General features: G+C 66.8%; 13 protein-coding genes. 6 read left to right on the forward strand and 7 right to left on the reverse strand.

The genetic code is table 11. From position 1 onward, the window contains the following. Positions 1 to 65 precede the first annotated feature (65 nt). A complete protein-coding gene (locus BT264_RS28645; protein ID WP_072443142.1) occupies positions 66 to 677 on the reverse strand; it encodes a septal ring lytic transglycosylase RlpA family protein in 612 nt (203 codons plus the stop codon). A gap of 655 nt (positions 678 to 1,332) precedes the next feature. Here BT264_RS28645 and BT264_RS28650 point away from each other — a divergent pair. From BT264_RS28650 to BT264_RS28660, 3 genes are all read left to right on the forward strand, one after another. Beyond that, the gene (locus tag BT264_RS28650; protein WP_072443140.1) at positions 1,333 to 1,977 is read left to right on the forward strand and encodes an MBL fold metallo-hydrolase; all 645 of its coding nucleotides are present in this window, start codon (positions 1,333 to 1,335) and stop codon (positions 1,975 to 1,977) included. Further along, positions 1,974 to 2,633 carry a 3'-5' exonuclease family protein gene (locus BT264_RS28655; RefSeq protein WP_034183926.1) on the forward strand — a complete coding sequence of 220 codons (660 nt, stop codon included), beginning with the start codon at positions 1,974 to 1,976 and terminating at the stop codon, positions 2,631 to 2,633. Before BT264_RS28650 ends, BT264_RS28655 begins: the two co-directional genes overlap by 4 nt. Positions 2,634 to 2,712: 79 nt before the next feature. Then, a complete protein-coding gene (locus tag BT264_RS28660; protein ID WP_006477376.1) occupies positions 2,713 to 3,183 on the forward strand; it encodes an Lrp/AsnC family transcriptional regulator in 471 nt (156 codons plus the stop codon). A 42-nt stretch (positions 3,184 to 3,225) separates the two neighbouring features. Here BT264_RS28660 and BT264_RS28665 read toward each other — a convergent pair whose 3' ends face one another. From BT264_RS28665 to BT264_RS28675, 3 genes are all read right to left on the reverse strand, one after another. Then, a complete protein-coding gene (locus BT264_RS28665; RefSeq protein ID WP_072443138.1) occupies positions 3,226 to 4,383 on the reverse strand; it encodes a cation diffusion facilitator family transporter in 1,158 nt (385 codons plus the stop codon). Between the two features lie 241 nt (positions 4,384 to 4,624). Continuing rightward, complete coding sequence (locus tag BT264_RS28670; protein ID WP_034183924.1) at positions 4,625 to 4,918, reverse strand: H-NS histone family protein; 294 nt, start codon at positions 4,916 to 4,918, stop codon at positions 4,625 to 4,627. 355 nt (positions 4,919 to 5,273) lie between these two features. Continuing rightward, complete coding sequence (locus BT264_RS28675; protein ID WP_072443223.1) at positions 5,274 to 5,933, reverse strand: HugZ family pyridoxamine 5'-phosphate oxidase; 660 nt, start codon at positions 5,931 to 5,933, stop codon at positions 5,274 to 5,276. Between the two features lie 293 nt (positions 5,934 to 6,226). On the opposite strand from BT264_RS28675, the gene BT264_RS28680 reads away from it, so the two are divergent. After that, a complete protein-coding gene (locus BT264_RS28680) occupies positions 6,227 to 7,444 on the forward strand; it encodes an MFS transporter (protein WP_072443136.1) in 1,218 nt (405 codons plus the stop codon). A gap of 85 nt (positions 7,445 to 7,529) precedes the next feature. On the opposite strand, the gene BT264_RS28685 is transcribed toward BT264_RS28680, so the two are convergent. Beyond that, complete coding sequence (locus BT264_RS28685) at positions 7,530 to 8,672, reverse strand: branched-chain amino acid ABC transporter substrate-binding protein (protein WP_034183922.1); 1,143 nt, start codon at positions 8,670 to 8,672, stop codon at positions 7,530 to 7,532. A gap of 443 nt (positions 8,673 to 9,115) precedes the next feature. Continuing rightward, complete coding sequence (locus BT264_RS28690) at positions 9,116 to 10,195, reverse strand: NAD(P)H-dependent flavin oxidoreductase (RefSeq protein ID WP_072443134.1); 1,080 nt, start codon at positions 10,193 to 10,195, stop codon at positions 9,116 to 9,118. Positions 10,196 to 10,441: 246 nt separating this feature from the next. Here BT264_RS28690 and BT264_RS28695 point away from each other — a divergent pair, with 246 nt between their 5' ends. Together BT264_RS28695 and BT264_RS28700 are read left to right on the forward strand one after the other, a co-directional pair. Continuing rightward, a complete protein-coding gene (locus BT264_RS28695; RefSeq protein WP_034183920.1) occupies positions 10,442 to 11,134 on the forward strand; it encodes a dienelactone hydrolase family protein in 693 nt (230 codons plus the stop codon). A gap of 81 nt (positions 11,135 to 11,215) precedes the next feature. Continuing rightward, the gene (locus BT264_RS28700) at positions 11,216 to 12,694 is read left to right on the forward strand and encodes an amidase (RefSeq protein WP_072443132.1); all 1,479 of its coding nucleotides are present in this window, start codon (positions 11,216 to 11,218) and stop codon (positions 12,692 to 12,694) included. Positions 12,695 to 12,766: 72 nt separating this feature from the next. Here BT264_RS28700 and metF read toward each other — a convergent pair whose 3' ends face one another. Further along, positions 12,767 to 13,597, reverse strand: coding sequence for a methylenetetrahydrofolate reductase [NAD(P)H] (metF, locus tag BT264_RS28705; RefSeq protein ID WP_072443130.1), 831 nt, complete (start codon positions 13,595 to 13,597; stop codon positions 12,767 to 12,769). Positions 13,598 to 13,604 lie beyond the last annotated feature (7 nt).

Genomic DNA, 13,604 nt, shown 5'->3' on the forward strand with positions numbered 1-13,604 from the left:
CGCGCGGAAACGACAAAGGGCTGCCGGAAGGCAGCCCTTTGTGCATGAGCGGACGATCCGCCGCGTTACTTCGCCGAGACCGACGCGAGCATTTCGTCGCGCGCGTCGCGCGCTTCCTGCGGCGACAGCCCTTCGATCTTCACGCGGCCCGTGCCGGCGTGCACGAGGCCGATCACCTTGGCGGCCGCGTACGACAGGTCGAGCACACGGCCGCGCTTGAACGGCCCGCGATCGTTGACCTTCACGACGACCCACTTGCCGGTCGACGAATTCGTCACCTTGATGTACGACGACAGCGGCAGCGTGCGATGCGCGGCGGTGAGCGCGTTCATGTTGAAACGCTCGCCGTTCGCAGTGCGGCGGCCGTGGAAATCCCTCCCGTACCAGGAGGCGCGCCCCGTCTGGCGGAAGTCGGACACATCCTTGCCGTCGATCGGCTCGGCGTCCGCCAGCGACGGCTTCTTCGCGTCCTTGCTGTCCGCGGCCGGCATCGACGCCAGTGCGGAATCGAAATTCAGTTGCTGCTTGTTGTTGTCCGCCTTCGCGGCAGCGGCCGTCTTGTCGACCGCGTTCTTCTGGTTCGCGCTTCCGGTGGTCTGGCTGGGTGGCACCGCACAGCCCGTCAGCGCAAAAAATAATGCAATGGTCCCGAATCGACTCGGAAATCGTACGTTCATCGACGTGTCGCCTTCTGGTTCGGGCCGCTCCTTCACGACGCTGTTTCACAGCGCACATACGCGGCCCGGACGGCAAATGCGTGCACGCCCCGCTCGAATGCGAGCAGGCGGCTAGCATGGGCGCGGCTTTCGTCTATGCCGCAACCGTCCTGATTAGCTTTCACGTCTGGCGCAACCTGTCCCCAACAGCCTGACCAGACCCCACATGCCGCCATCGAACATGGCTTCACGTTCGCGCGCGTCGATACGACCAACGCACAGGAACGGCGGCACAGGCCTCATCCGGCGGCGCGGCAGCAGGACCGCAGGCGGGCGCGCAGCACCCGGCCGGACAAGACGTGAGCACCGAATGCTCGGTGCTGGATACACCGCCGGACTCCCCGGCGGCTGATGCTTGACGGTGAATTCGACGCCTCTTTTAACGGGGTCGAAACACCAGCGAATTGCGTGAAATTCACGCGCAATGGGGCGCATTATACATAAATCAAAACGCCATCTCGAAAAGCGGCCCGGCCGGACCATTGATTCTCACTATGGCGGTAACAATCGACATGCTCCGGGATTGCCCGTAGACGCGCGTCGCGCGGTGCGCCGCATGGGCGGCAGGCAGCGCGCGCGACCGGTACAATCGCTCCTTTTAGCCGCCGGTGCCTCCATGAAAGTCACGCTCATTCCGGTCACGCCGTTCCAGCAGAACTGCTCGCTGCTCGTCTGCGAGAAGACGGGCCGCGCCGCCGTCGTCGATCCGGGCGGCGATCTCGACCGGATCGAACAGGAAGTCGCGCGGCAGAACGTGCAGGTCGAGAAGGTGCTGCTCACGCACGGGCACATCGATCATTGCGCGGGCGCGAAGACGCTCGCGACGCGCTACGGCGTGCCGATCGAGGGGCCGCAGGAAGAAGAGCGTTTCTGGATCGAGAAGCTGCCGACGCAGAGCGAGCGCTTCGGTTTTCCGGCCGCCGAAGCCTTCGAACCGGATCGCTGGCTGAACGACGGCGACACCGTGCGGTTCGGCGACGAAACGCTCGAGGTCTATCACTGCCCGGGCCACACGCCCGGCCATGTCGTGTTCTTCAGCCGCGCGCATCGCGTCGCGATCGTCGGCGACGTGCTGTTTGCGGGCTCGATCGGCCGTACCGATTTCCCGCGCGGCAATCATGAAGACCTTGTCCGTTCGATCAAGGAAAAACTGTGGCCGCTCGGCGACGACGTAACGTTCGTGCCGGGCCACGGCCCGGTGTCGACGTTCGGCGACGAGCGCCGCACGAACCCGTTCGTGTCCGACAAGGTATTCGGATGAACCAGACCGCCATCCAGGAAATCTACGTCAGCACCGACGTCGAGGCCGACGGCCCGATTCCGGGCCCGCACTCGATGCTGAGCTTCGCATCGGCCGCCTATACCGAGGACAAGCAGTTGATCGCGACGTTCTCGGCGAACCTCGAGACGCTGCCGGGCGCACAGGCGCATCCGGTGCAGGAAGCATGGTGGAAGACGGAGCCCGAAGCGTGGGCCGCGTGCCGGCGCGACCTGCAGGCGCCAGAGGCGGCGCTGGTCGCATATGTCGACTGGGTCGAGGCGCTGCCCGGCAAGCCCGTGTTCGTCGCGATGCCGGCCGGTTTCGACTTCACGTTCATGTTCTGGTACATGATGCGCTTCGCGGGGCGCTGCCCGTTCTCGTGGTCGGCGCTCGACATCAAGACGCTCGCGTTCGCGATGACGGGCCTGCCGTACCGCAAGGCGATCAAGCCGCGCTTTCCGAAGCACTGGTTCGACGACCATCCGCATACGCACGTCGCGCTCGACGACGCGATCGAGCAAGGCGCGCTGTTCTGCAACATGCTCGCCGACCTGCGCCGGCAGCAAGCCGCGCTCGCGGGCCTCGCCGTGTCGGATACCGATCGGTCGGAAAACGCGGGGACAGGACAAAACCCCACGGATCCGCGAGCAAATTAGCGAATCCCGCTCAACAGCGCCACGCCAGATTGCCTTTCCTTTCCCGGCCCTCTAACATTCAGCGTGTTGTAGCTGCCGCATGGAGGCGCAGGTGACGCTCGATTCCTTTTCGCAAAAAATCCTTCGCCTGTTGCAGCTCGACGCGCGCCGTTCCGTACAGGAAATCTCCGACCAGGTCGGGCTGTCGAGCACGCCGTGCTGGCGCCGCATCAAGGACATGGAACAGTCGGGCGTGATCCAGCGCTATACGGCGCTGCTCGATCGCGAGAAGCTCGGCCTGCACGTGTGCGCGCTCGCGCACGTGCACCTGACCCGCCACAACGAAGGCGGCGTCGAGCAGTTCGAGCGCGAGATCGCGACCTGCCCCGAAGTCACCGAGTGCTACAGCACGACCGGCGAAGCCGATTACATCCTCAAGATCGTCGCGCCCGACATCAAGGCCTACGACGTGTTCCTGCACGAACGCATCTTCAAGATCCCGGCCGTGTCGCAGGTGCGCACGAGCGTCGTGCTGCGCGAAATCAAGTTCGACACGCAACTGCCGCTGTAACGCGCGGCCCCGTGCGGACGGCCCGCGCTCGCAGGCATCGCGTCACGCCTGCGTGGGCATCGCGCGCGTGAAGTCGATCCGGCGCGCGCCGAACTCGCGCTTGAGCGCGTCGGCGTCGAGCCGGCCGGCCAGCGCCGCATCGGTGTCGCCCGGATCGCTCGCGAGCGTCACATCGATCTCGAGCCCGGTACTCAGGTAATGCAGGTTGATCGCCGCCGCGCGCAGCCCACGCTGCGCGAGCGCGGCTTCGAGCCGCGCCGCGATCTCGCCGCGCGGCGGCAGCGCGAGCGCCGGACGGCGCGCCGCGTCGTTCTCGGGGTCGACGTGGATCAGCGCGTCGAGCACGCGCGGGTCGGTCAGCACGCGTGCGCGTGCGGTCTCGGCGATGTAATGCCCTTCGGACACGGAGATCTTCGGATCGACGAGGATGTGCGCGTCGACGAGCGCGGCATCGCCCATCTTGCGCGTACGCAGGTCGTGCACGTCGCGCACGCCGGGCGTCGCCTCGAGCAGCGCGCGGATCTCGGCCGTGTCGGCCGTGTCGAGCGCGCGGTCGGACAGATCCTGCAGCGCGTCATAGCCGAACGTCCAGCCCATCCGCGCAACCATGAAGCCGACGATCGCCGCCGCGATCGGGTCGAGCAGCCGCACGCCGGCCAGGCTGCCGACGATGCCGATCGCGACGACGAGCGACGACGCGGCGTCCGAACGCGCATGCCATGCGTTCGCGACGAGCATCGCCGAGCGCACGCGCCGCGCCTCGCGCAGCATGTAGCGAAACAGCGCTTCTTTCGACACGAGCACCGTCAGCGCGACGACCAGTGCGGAAAAATGCACGGCCGGGATGTTTTCGAGATTAACGAGGCGGTCGCCGGCGCGCCAGAGCATGCCGATTCCGACCGCAATCAGGATAGCGCCGAGAAACAGCGACGCGACCGTCTCGTAGCGGCTGTGTCCGTAATTGTGGTCGGCGTCCGGCGATGCGCCGCTATGCCGATTCGCAACCAACACGACGAAATCCGAGATCAAATCGGAAATCGAATGCACACCGTCGGCAATCAACGCCTGCGAATGCGCAATCGTGCCGACGACGATCTGAAATGTCGCAAGCACGACATTCAGCACAATACTGACGAGCGTGCTCTTGCGCGCAACTGCGTGCTTATCTGCGCTTTGCGCGTCGCCGGAAAACGTGGACATGAAATATGAGATATCGGTGTGCGATACGCAATTCTATCAAAAGCGCCCCGCGAGACTCGCCAATATCAACAAATTTCTCATTCAAATCAATCGCTTATACGAACGTGTCGCATTTTCATTCACGCTGGATTGTTACATTTTCATGACAAATCCCAGCGCACCGACGAGTGTCGGGAAACAAAAAAGCCGCGCTCCTGAACGGACACGCGGCTCTTTTGAGGCAGACGACTTAAACGGACGTTTAAATCGCAAACTGTTCGCGGTTCTTGCCGGCGATCCAGCGCGGCGGCTTGCCGCGGCCCGACCACGTCGCGCCCGTTTCCGGATCGCGGTATTTCGCGGCCACGCCAGCGCGCGGACGGCCAACCTTACCTGCCTTCGCGCGGTTGAGGCCGAGTTCGGCGAGCGAAAAGCCGTAGTCGGCAATTTTCTGCTTCACGTCATTCAGCACTTCAGCGTATTCACGCGACTTCGCTTCTTCGATTTGCTTCTCCAGCTTCTCCCGCTGGGCCAGCAGGTCCTTGTAAGAAGACATAGTTTCCCTTTCTATCTGACTAATGGCGCCGGTCTGCAGCCAGCTCACCATTCATGAAATATATGTGCCTCGGATTTTCGAAGGCAGAGATTAGCACAAAAAAGATTTGATAGAAGCGAGATTCATGAAAATCCCGAGATCAATTGTAATTCGCACATGTCATTTTGACCGGCCGCGGCCTTTTCTCAAATTTTTACGTTCCTACACAGAGATTAGGACATTAGCGATTGCCGATTAGATCTATCAATATACGCAATTACCCTGCATACAAAAAATCAAAGCTTTCATAGGACGACAGGTTTGTGAAAATCGGATGGTGCGACTTGCCAAATGGACAAACCGTCAATCCGCGACGTCACGCCACATCCCGCGCGCATGCGATCAGCCGGTCGCGCAGTTCGCCGGCATCGGCCAGCGGCGCGTCGAACGGCGTGCGTACGCGGCGGCCGTCGCACCGCCAGTCGGCGCCGTGGTGATCGACGCCGAGCAGGTCGAGCCCGTCGCGGCGCGCATCGCCGGCATCATATGCGTCCCACAGTGCCTGCTCCTCGTCGAACCCGAGCGGCGGCAGCGCATCGAGATGCGTGCCGTCGACCCAGCCCATGCGCCCGAAGCCGCCGATATAGCGCAGCCGCTCGATATCGAGCGCCCGGAACGTGAAATCGCCGAGCGCGAGATAACGCGCGGCGTCCGGCTCGTAGCGCAGGTATCGCGCGGTGACGTGCGGATCGTCGCCGAGCGGCACGAAGCGGCCGAGCAGCGTCGCGCGTTCGGCGTTCAGCACGTCGCCGTCGGGCGCATCGACGACGAGGAAGCCCGCGCGGGGATCGGCGGCGAGATTGCGCGTGTGTTCGGCGAGGCCGCTCACGAGAATCACGGGCCGATGGCTTGCATCGGGTGCAAACGGGACGACCGTCGGATACGGGAAGCCCTGCGGATCGCGCGCATGGGTGGCAAGCGTGCCGAGCGCGCAGCGGTGCAGCAGATGCAGGGCGAAGGCGGGATCGATGTTCAAGAGGACTCCTGCGGTCGAAGGGCGGCGCTTCGGGCACGCCGCGTGCGCTTCGATGTTACTCGCGGGCGCCGCGCGCCGCGTATCGGCCGAACGGCCGATACGGCGCCAGGCACCGGACGGACGGCGCGCTTCCGCGACGTGACCGGTTCGCCGGTTCGCCGGTTCGCCGGTTCGCCGGTTCGCCGGATCATCCACCGAACGGGCAGCGCCCGGCAGGATCGTAAGCGGTTCGATAGAATCGGACGATTCCAACGGACGCCGCGTGCGTCCGCGCATCCTTTGACGAGCCTTCCGTGTCCGAATCCGCCTCCCCCGAATCGTCGTCCCCGTTCGCCGCGCCGCCCGACGCGCATCGCGTGCTGCCGCTCCCGGCCCGCCAGCGTGCGCGCACGGCGTCGATGGCGCTGTTCTTCGTCGCCGGCATGATGTACGCGTCGTGGGGCGTACACGTGCCGACCGTGCGCGACAAGTTCGCGCTGAGCCCCGGGCTGCTGTCGATCGCGCTGTTCGCGGTCGCCGGCGGCTCGATCGCCGCGATGCTGACCATCGCGCGCTGGATCGCGCGCGTCGGCTCGCGCACCGCGTGCCTCGCCGGCGGGCTCGTGATGTCCGCGTGCGCGGCGCTGATCCTCGTCGTGCCCGACTACTGGATGCTGCTCGGCGTGCTCGCGCTGTTCGGCTTCTCGATGGCGACGCTCGACGTCGCGATGAACGCCGAGGCCAGCGCGGTCGAGATCGCGCTCGGCAAGCCGATCATGTCGTCGCTGCACGGCATGTTCAGCATCGGCGGGATGTCGGGCGCGGCGGCCGGCGGCGCGCTGCTGTCGGCCGGCATGGCGCCGGCCGCGCATCTCGCGCTCGCGGCGGCGGCGAGCGCCGCGGTGCTCGTGGCCGCGAGCCCGGCCGTGCTGCCGCATGTGCCGCACCACGAACACGCGCACGGCGGCGGCAACCGCTGGCGCTCGCCCGCGCTGTGGATGCTCGGCGGCATCGCGCTCGTCGCGCTGATCGCCGAAGGCGCGATGTACGACTGGGCGACGGTCTACATGCGCGACGTCGTCGCGGCGAGCCCCGCTCTCGCAAGCGCCGCGTACGCGGCGTTCTCGGGCGGGATGGCCATCGCGCGCTTCGCGGGCGACGCCGTGCGCGCCCGCTTCGGCGCGCCGCAACTCGTGTTCGCGAGCGCGTCGCTCGCGTGCGCGGGGATGATCGGCGCGCTGCTGCTGCCCTATCCGGTCACCGTGCTGACCGGCTTCACGCTGATGGGCCTCGGCCTCGCGAACATGATGCCCGTGCTGTTCGCGGCCGCCGCGCGCGTAAAAGGCATCCACGCGGCCGAAGGGCTCGCGCATGTGGCCGGGCTTGCGTATTTCGGACTGCTGTTCGGTCCGGTCGTGATCGGCGCGGTCGCGCAGGCCGCGAACCTGACGATCGGCCTGTCGGTCGTCGCGCTGTGCGCGGCGCTCGTCGCGGCCGTCGCGCCGAAGGTGCTCGCGCACCTGAAGATCTGACGGCATCGCGCCCGTCGGCCAAAAAGAAAGCGCGCATGCGTTGCCGCATGCGCGCTTTCGCCCCTACTGTTGACCGCCTGTTGCGTTACATCTTCACTTCGTCGAGCAGCGACTTCTTGCCGCCCTTGTAGTTGTACAGCGAGATCACGCCGTGCTGCAGGTCGCCCTTCGAGTCGAAGGTCGTCGTGCCGATCACGCCCGTGTAGTTCGTCGCCGGCATCGCCGCGAGAATCTTCGCCGGGTCCGCCGAGTTCGCGCGCTTCATCGCGTCGGCGACGATGTACACGGCGTCATACGTGAACGGTGCGTAGATCTGGATCGGCTGGCCGAAGCGCTTCTCGTACTTCGCCTTGAACGCGCCGCCGCCCGGCATCTTCTCGAGCGAAGCACCGGCTTCCGAGCACACGACGTTGTCGGTCGCGTCGCCGGCCAGGTCGGCCAGCTTTTCCGTGCAAACGCCGTCGCCCGCGAGGATCTTCGCGCGCAGGCCGAGCTGCTTCGCCTGTTTCGCGAACGGGCCGCCGGTGGCGTCCATGCCGCCGTACATGATCGCGTCCGGATTCTCACCCTTGATCTTGGTCAGAATCGCACGGAAGTCGACCGCCTTGTCGTTCGTCGCGTCGTGCGACATCACCTTCAGGCCGAGCGCCTTCGCCTTCTTCTCGAACTCGTTCGCGAGACCCTGGCCGTATGCGGTCGAATCGTCGACCACCGCCACGCTCTTGATGCCCTTCGAGTGCGCGTAGTTCGCGAGTGCCGGGCCCTGCTGCGCGTCGGTTGCCACCACGCGGTACGTGGTCTTGAAGCCTTGCTGCGTGTAGGCCGGGTTGGTCGCCGACGGCGAGATCTGCACGATGCCCGCATCGCTGTAGATCTTCGAGGCCGGGATCGACGTGCCCGAGTTCAGGTGGCCGATGACGGCGACGACCTTGTCGTCGACGAGCTTCTGCGCAACCTGCGTGGCCTGCCGCGGGTCGGCCGCGTCATCCTGCGGGTCGAGTTGCAGCGTGATTTTCTGGCCGCCGACCGTGAGACCCTTCGCGTTGATCTCCTCGACTGCGAGACGCGCACCGTTTTCGTTGTCCTTGCCCAGGTGTGCAATGCCGCCCGTCAAGGGCGCGACGTGGCCGATCTTGACGACTTGATCGGCGGCAGCGTTGCTTGCAGCTGCAACGCACAGCATCGCCGCTGCGGTGATCGGCAACAGCTTCTGCATTTTGATATTCATGTAAGTCTCCAGTTTCGGTCCCAATAAACGCCATCGCCCGGTGCCCCGCTGCCATCCCTGTGTTTGCAATCACTGGACGATTCGCCGGTTGCATCGTTTATGCACTTGGCCTCAAGCACGTGTAAACAGCCGCTTTTAGCAACCGCCCGTCCGTACTTGCGCGCAAGTGTAGGTGATCAAATTAATTTGTGGGACTTTTTTGGGGTAGTGGTAACACTACCGATATGCGCACTTCGGAATGATGACTCGAAAGTCGCCGCAAGCCACGCCGGATAAGGGTTTCCGCTAATTTTCGGCGGCTTGCCGAAAGGTCGCTTCAAAGGATTCCCGGGGCATTTCGATTCGGTATTTTGTGCCCGTGATCATTGAATGAAACGCGCGTGACAACACGCGCGTTTCGTCGTTCGATACGAATGGTTCAGACGGTCGATGAAACGCCCCGTTCAGGCCGTCGACGCGCGCCATTCGGCGTCGAGCGCAGCGACGAGCTGCGACGTCGTCAGCGCATCGTCGCGCCGCCGTGCAAGCGGCGCGCCCTGCCCGGCCCACAGCGACAGGTAGTCGCCGTCGTTCGCGCGCGCGGCGGCCTGGCGCAGCGGCTGCGTCAGCGCGTTCTGCACCGGGTACGGCGCGGCGTCGGCCACGCGTTCGCCGAGCCGCGCCATCAGCGTATTGCGCAACCCGCGCGCATGGCGGCCGGTGATCGCGCGCGTGACCTGCGTCGACGTATCCGCGCTCGCCAGCAAGCGTGCCTTCCAGTCCGCCGCGATCGCGCTTTCCGTGCAGGTGAGGAACGCGGTGCCGAGTTGCGCGCCCTGTGCGCCGAGCGCGAGCGCGGCCGCGATCCCGCGGCCGTCCATGATGCCGCCCGCGGCGAGTACGGGCAGGCCCGTCGCGTCGACGAGCTGCGGCACGAGCGCGAACGTGCCGATCAGCGCGTCTTCGGCGGCGCCGATGAACGTGCCGCGATGACCACCCGCCTCGGCGCCCTGCGCGGACAGCGCGTCGGCGCCGGCCGCCTGCCACGCGAGCCCTTCGGCCACGTGCGTCGCGGTGCCGATCACATAGGTGCCGGCGGCCTTCAGGCGTGCGACGTCGGCCGCGTCGAGCACGCCGAACGTGAAGCTCGCGACCGGCACGCGCAGCGACACGAGCGCATCGAGCTGTGCGCGGAAGTCGGGCGCGTAGCGCGCGGGCGCGGCGCCCGGCGGCAGCCCGAGCGTCGCGTTCAGCGGGTCGATCGCCGCGAGTGCGCGCGCGACGGTCGCCGCGTCGGGCGCGGCGTCCGGCAGCACGAACAGGTTGACCGCGAACGGGCGATCGGTCGCCGCGCGGATCGCCGCGACTTCGGTCGCGAGACGATCCGGCTCGAACGCGCCGGCGCCGAGGCTGCCGAGCGCACCGGCGTTCGATGCGGCGGCGACCATCGCGGCCGTGGTCGCACCGACCATCGGCGCCTGCACGAGCGGCAGGCGCAGGCCGAAGCGTTCGGAAAAGGGTGTGGAATACGGACGGGCAGGCATGACGAATCCTTCGATAACGATGCGCGAAAGCGCTTTGTAAAAGCCGGCATATCGACTCTATCGAAGCGGCTCACCGCCGAAAAATGAATAATCGAGATCGAAACGATCGCTGCGCGAGAAGCGGGCGGGCGCAGCAGGCGCGCGCGTTGCGCGTGCGCTGCAACACCAGACGATTGGTGGCACACTAGGCCGCCCTATTCCACCCGGGGCGCGCGCGGCGCACCCCGTTCGCCAGGAGTTCAAAACGTGACTGCCCAATGGATCGACATCCCGACCGGTAACGACAGCTTCGGCGGCTATCTCGCGCTGCCCAAGCGCGGCAAGGGCCCTGCCGTCATCATCATCCAGGAGATCTTCGGCGTGAACTCGCACATCCGCGCGGTCGCCGACCAGTACGCGGCCGACGGCTACGTCGCGCTCGCGCCGGACGTGTTCTGGCGCACGCAGCCGCGCGTCGAACTGACCTACGAAGGCGCGGATCGCGACAAGGGCATCGAATTGTTGAAAAAGACCGACGTCGGTCTCGCGGTCGCGGACATCGGCGCGGCGGCCGACGCGTTGCGCGCGCGCCCCGAAGTGGCCGGCAAGCTCGCCGCGATCGGCTACTGCTTCGGCGGCCAGCTCGCGTACCGTGCGGCCGCGGCCGGCAAGCTCGACGCGGCGGTCGCCTATTACGGCGGCGGCATCCAGAACGCGCTCGACCTGGCCGGCAAGGTCACGCAGCCGATCCTGTTCCACTACGCGGAAAACGACCACGGGATCCCGCTCGCGGCCGTCGATCAAGTCAAGGCCGCGTTCGCCGGCCGCGGCCACGCATCGTTCCACGTGTATCCGGGCGCCGAGCACGGCTTCAATTGCACCGATCGCGCGTCGTACAACCAGCGCGCGGCGGCGCTCGCGCACGGCCGTACGCTGACGTTCCTCGCCGAGCACCTGTAAAAACGCCCCGCCGCGGGCCCATCGCGCCGGGCCCGCGTTATTCTCCCTTCATCGCCACGAGTCACAACGGGGGTGACAGCGATGCACTCGGACTATCTCGCGCATGACGCGATCGGCCTCGCCGCGCTCGTGCGCGACCGCAAGGCCAGCCCGCGCGAACTGCTCGATGCCGCGATCGGCCAGGCCGAAGCGGTCAATGGCGCGATCAACGCGATCGTGCTGCAGGACTACGAAGCCGCGCGCCAGCGCGCGGCCTCCGCGCCCGAACCCGGCGCCGGCGCGCCGTTCGCGGGCGTTCCGTATCTCGTCAAGGATCTCGGTGCGGCGGTCGCCGGGCTGCCGCTGTCGATGGGCAGCCGGCACTACCGGTACTACGTGCCCGGCGACGATTCGCCGGTGATCGCGCGCAGCCGCACGGCGGGCCTCAACGTGTTCGGCAAGACCAACACGTCGGAGATCGGCCAGATGCCGTACACGGAACCCGAACTGTTCGGCGCATGCCGCAACCCGTGGAATCTCGACCATACGCCCGGCGGCTCGAGCGGCGGTGCGGCGGCGGCCGTCGCGGCCGGCATCGTGCCGCTCGCGCATGCGTCCGACGGCGGCGGCTCGATCCGCATTCCGGCATCGTGCTGCGGGCTGTTCGGCCTGAAGCCGAGCCGCAACCCGATGCTCGTCGACCAGCCGTCGAACGGCGAGCTCGTCGTCCAGCATGCGGTCTCGCGCAGCGTGCGCGACAGCGCGCTGCTGCTCGACGTGACGACCGGCCAGACGCTGCCGCACGGCGCGCCCGGCACGTTCCTCGGCGAACTAGACACGCCGCCCGGCGCGCTGCGGATCGGCCTCGTCGTCGATCCGATGCTCGCGCCGGCGCTCGCCGACGACACGCGCGCGGCGCTCGACGACGCAGCCGCACTGCTCGAATCGCTCGGCCACCATGTCGAGCCGGCGACGCTGCACGTCGACTACGCGCGCGCGGCCGAAACCTTTCTCACGCTGTGGGCGACGATCGCCGAGGAGATGGCGCTCGGTGCGCGCGCGCTGACCGGCCGCGCGCCGCGGCGCGGCGAATTCGAAGCGGCGACGTGGGCGATGGCCGTGGTCGGCCGGCGCCTCGCGCGCACGCGCCTGCCGGACGTGCTCGAATGGCAGCGCCAGCTGACCGTGCAGGTGGCCGGCCTCGTGTCGCGCTACGACGCGATCCTGTGCGCATCGCTCGCGGGGCCGCCGGTGAAGATCGGCGAACTGCAGCCGACGCCGTTCGAATCGGCGCAGATGAAGCTGCTCGCCGCGCTGCCGGTGAAGCCGCTGCTGAAGGAAATGCTCGCGAAGTCGTCGGAGAAGGCGTTCGCGTGGGCCGGCTGCACCGAGCTGTTCAACCTGACCGGTCAGCCGGCGATGTCGGTGCCGCTCTACTGGAACGCGCGCGGGCTGCCGATCGGCGTGCAGTTCGCCGCGCGCCACACCGACGACGCGCTGCTGCTCAGGCTCGCGCGGCAGCTCGAACAGGCACGGCCGTGGTTCGACCGCCGCCCGCCGCTGATGCAGGCACAGCGCTGACGCAAGCATCGAAAAAAAGCCCCGCCGGCAAGACCGGCGGGGCTTTTGCGCATGCAAAACGCGCGGCGGCGCTTACACGGCGAGCCGTTCGCAGATCGTCCGCGTCGCGGTCGCTGCGTTCAGCGTGTAGAAATGCAGCCCCGGCACGCCCGCGTCGATCAGGCGCCGGCACAGATCGGTGACGACATCCGCGCCGAACGCGCGGATCGCGTCGCGATCGTCGCCGAAGCTCTCGAGCCGGCGCGCGATCCAGCGCGGCACTTCGGCGCCGCACATCTCGGAGAAGCGCATCAGCTGCGAGAAGTTCGTGATCGGCATGATGCCCGGCACGATCGGCACGTCCACGCCCAGCTTGCGCACATCGTCGACGAAGCGGAAATACGCGTCGGCGTTGAAGAAGTACTGCGTGATCGCGGAATTCGCGCCGGCTTTCACCTTGCGCGCGAAATTCTCGAGATCGGCCTTCGGCGAGCGCGATTGCGGGTGGTACTCGGGGTAGCCTGCGACCTCGATGTGGAACCAGTCGCCATGCTCGGCGCGGATGAAGCTGACGAGCTCGGACGCATAGCGCAGCTCGCCCACCGCGCCCATCCCCGACGGCAGGTCGCCGCGCAGCGCGACGATATGCCGGATGCCGTGCGAGCGGTACTGGTCGAGGATCGCGCGCAGGCTGTCGCGCGACGAGCCGATGCACGACAGGTGCGGCGCGGCCTCGAGGCCGTCCTTCTGCATGTCGAGCACGGTATCGAGCGTGCCCTGCTGCGTCGAGCCGCCGGCGCCGAACGTCACGGAGACGAATTTCGGCTTCAGCGGCAGCAGCTGCGCACGGGTTGCGCGCAGCTTTTCGACGCCGTCCGCCGTCTTCGGCGGGAAGAATTCAAACGAGAGTTCGATCGGTTTCATGATTCGA

It is taken from the genome of Burkholderia sp. NFPP32 (assembly GCF_900119325.1).
Taxonomy (GTDB): Bacteria; Pseudomonadota; Gammaproteobacteria; order Burkholderiales; family Burkholderiaceae; genus Burkholderia; species Burkholderia pyrrocinia_C.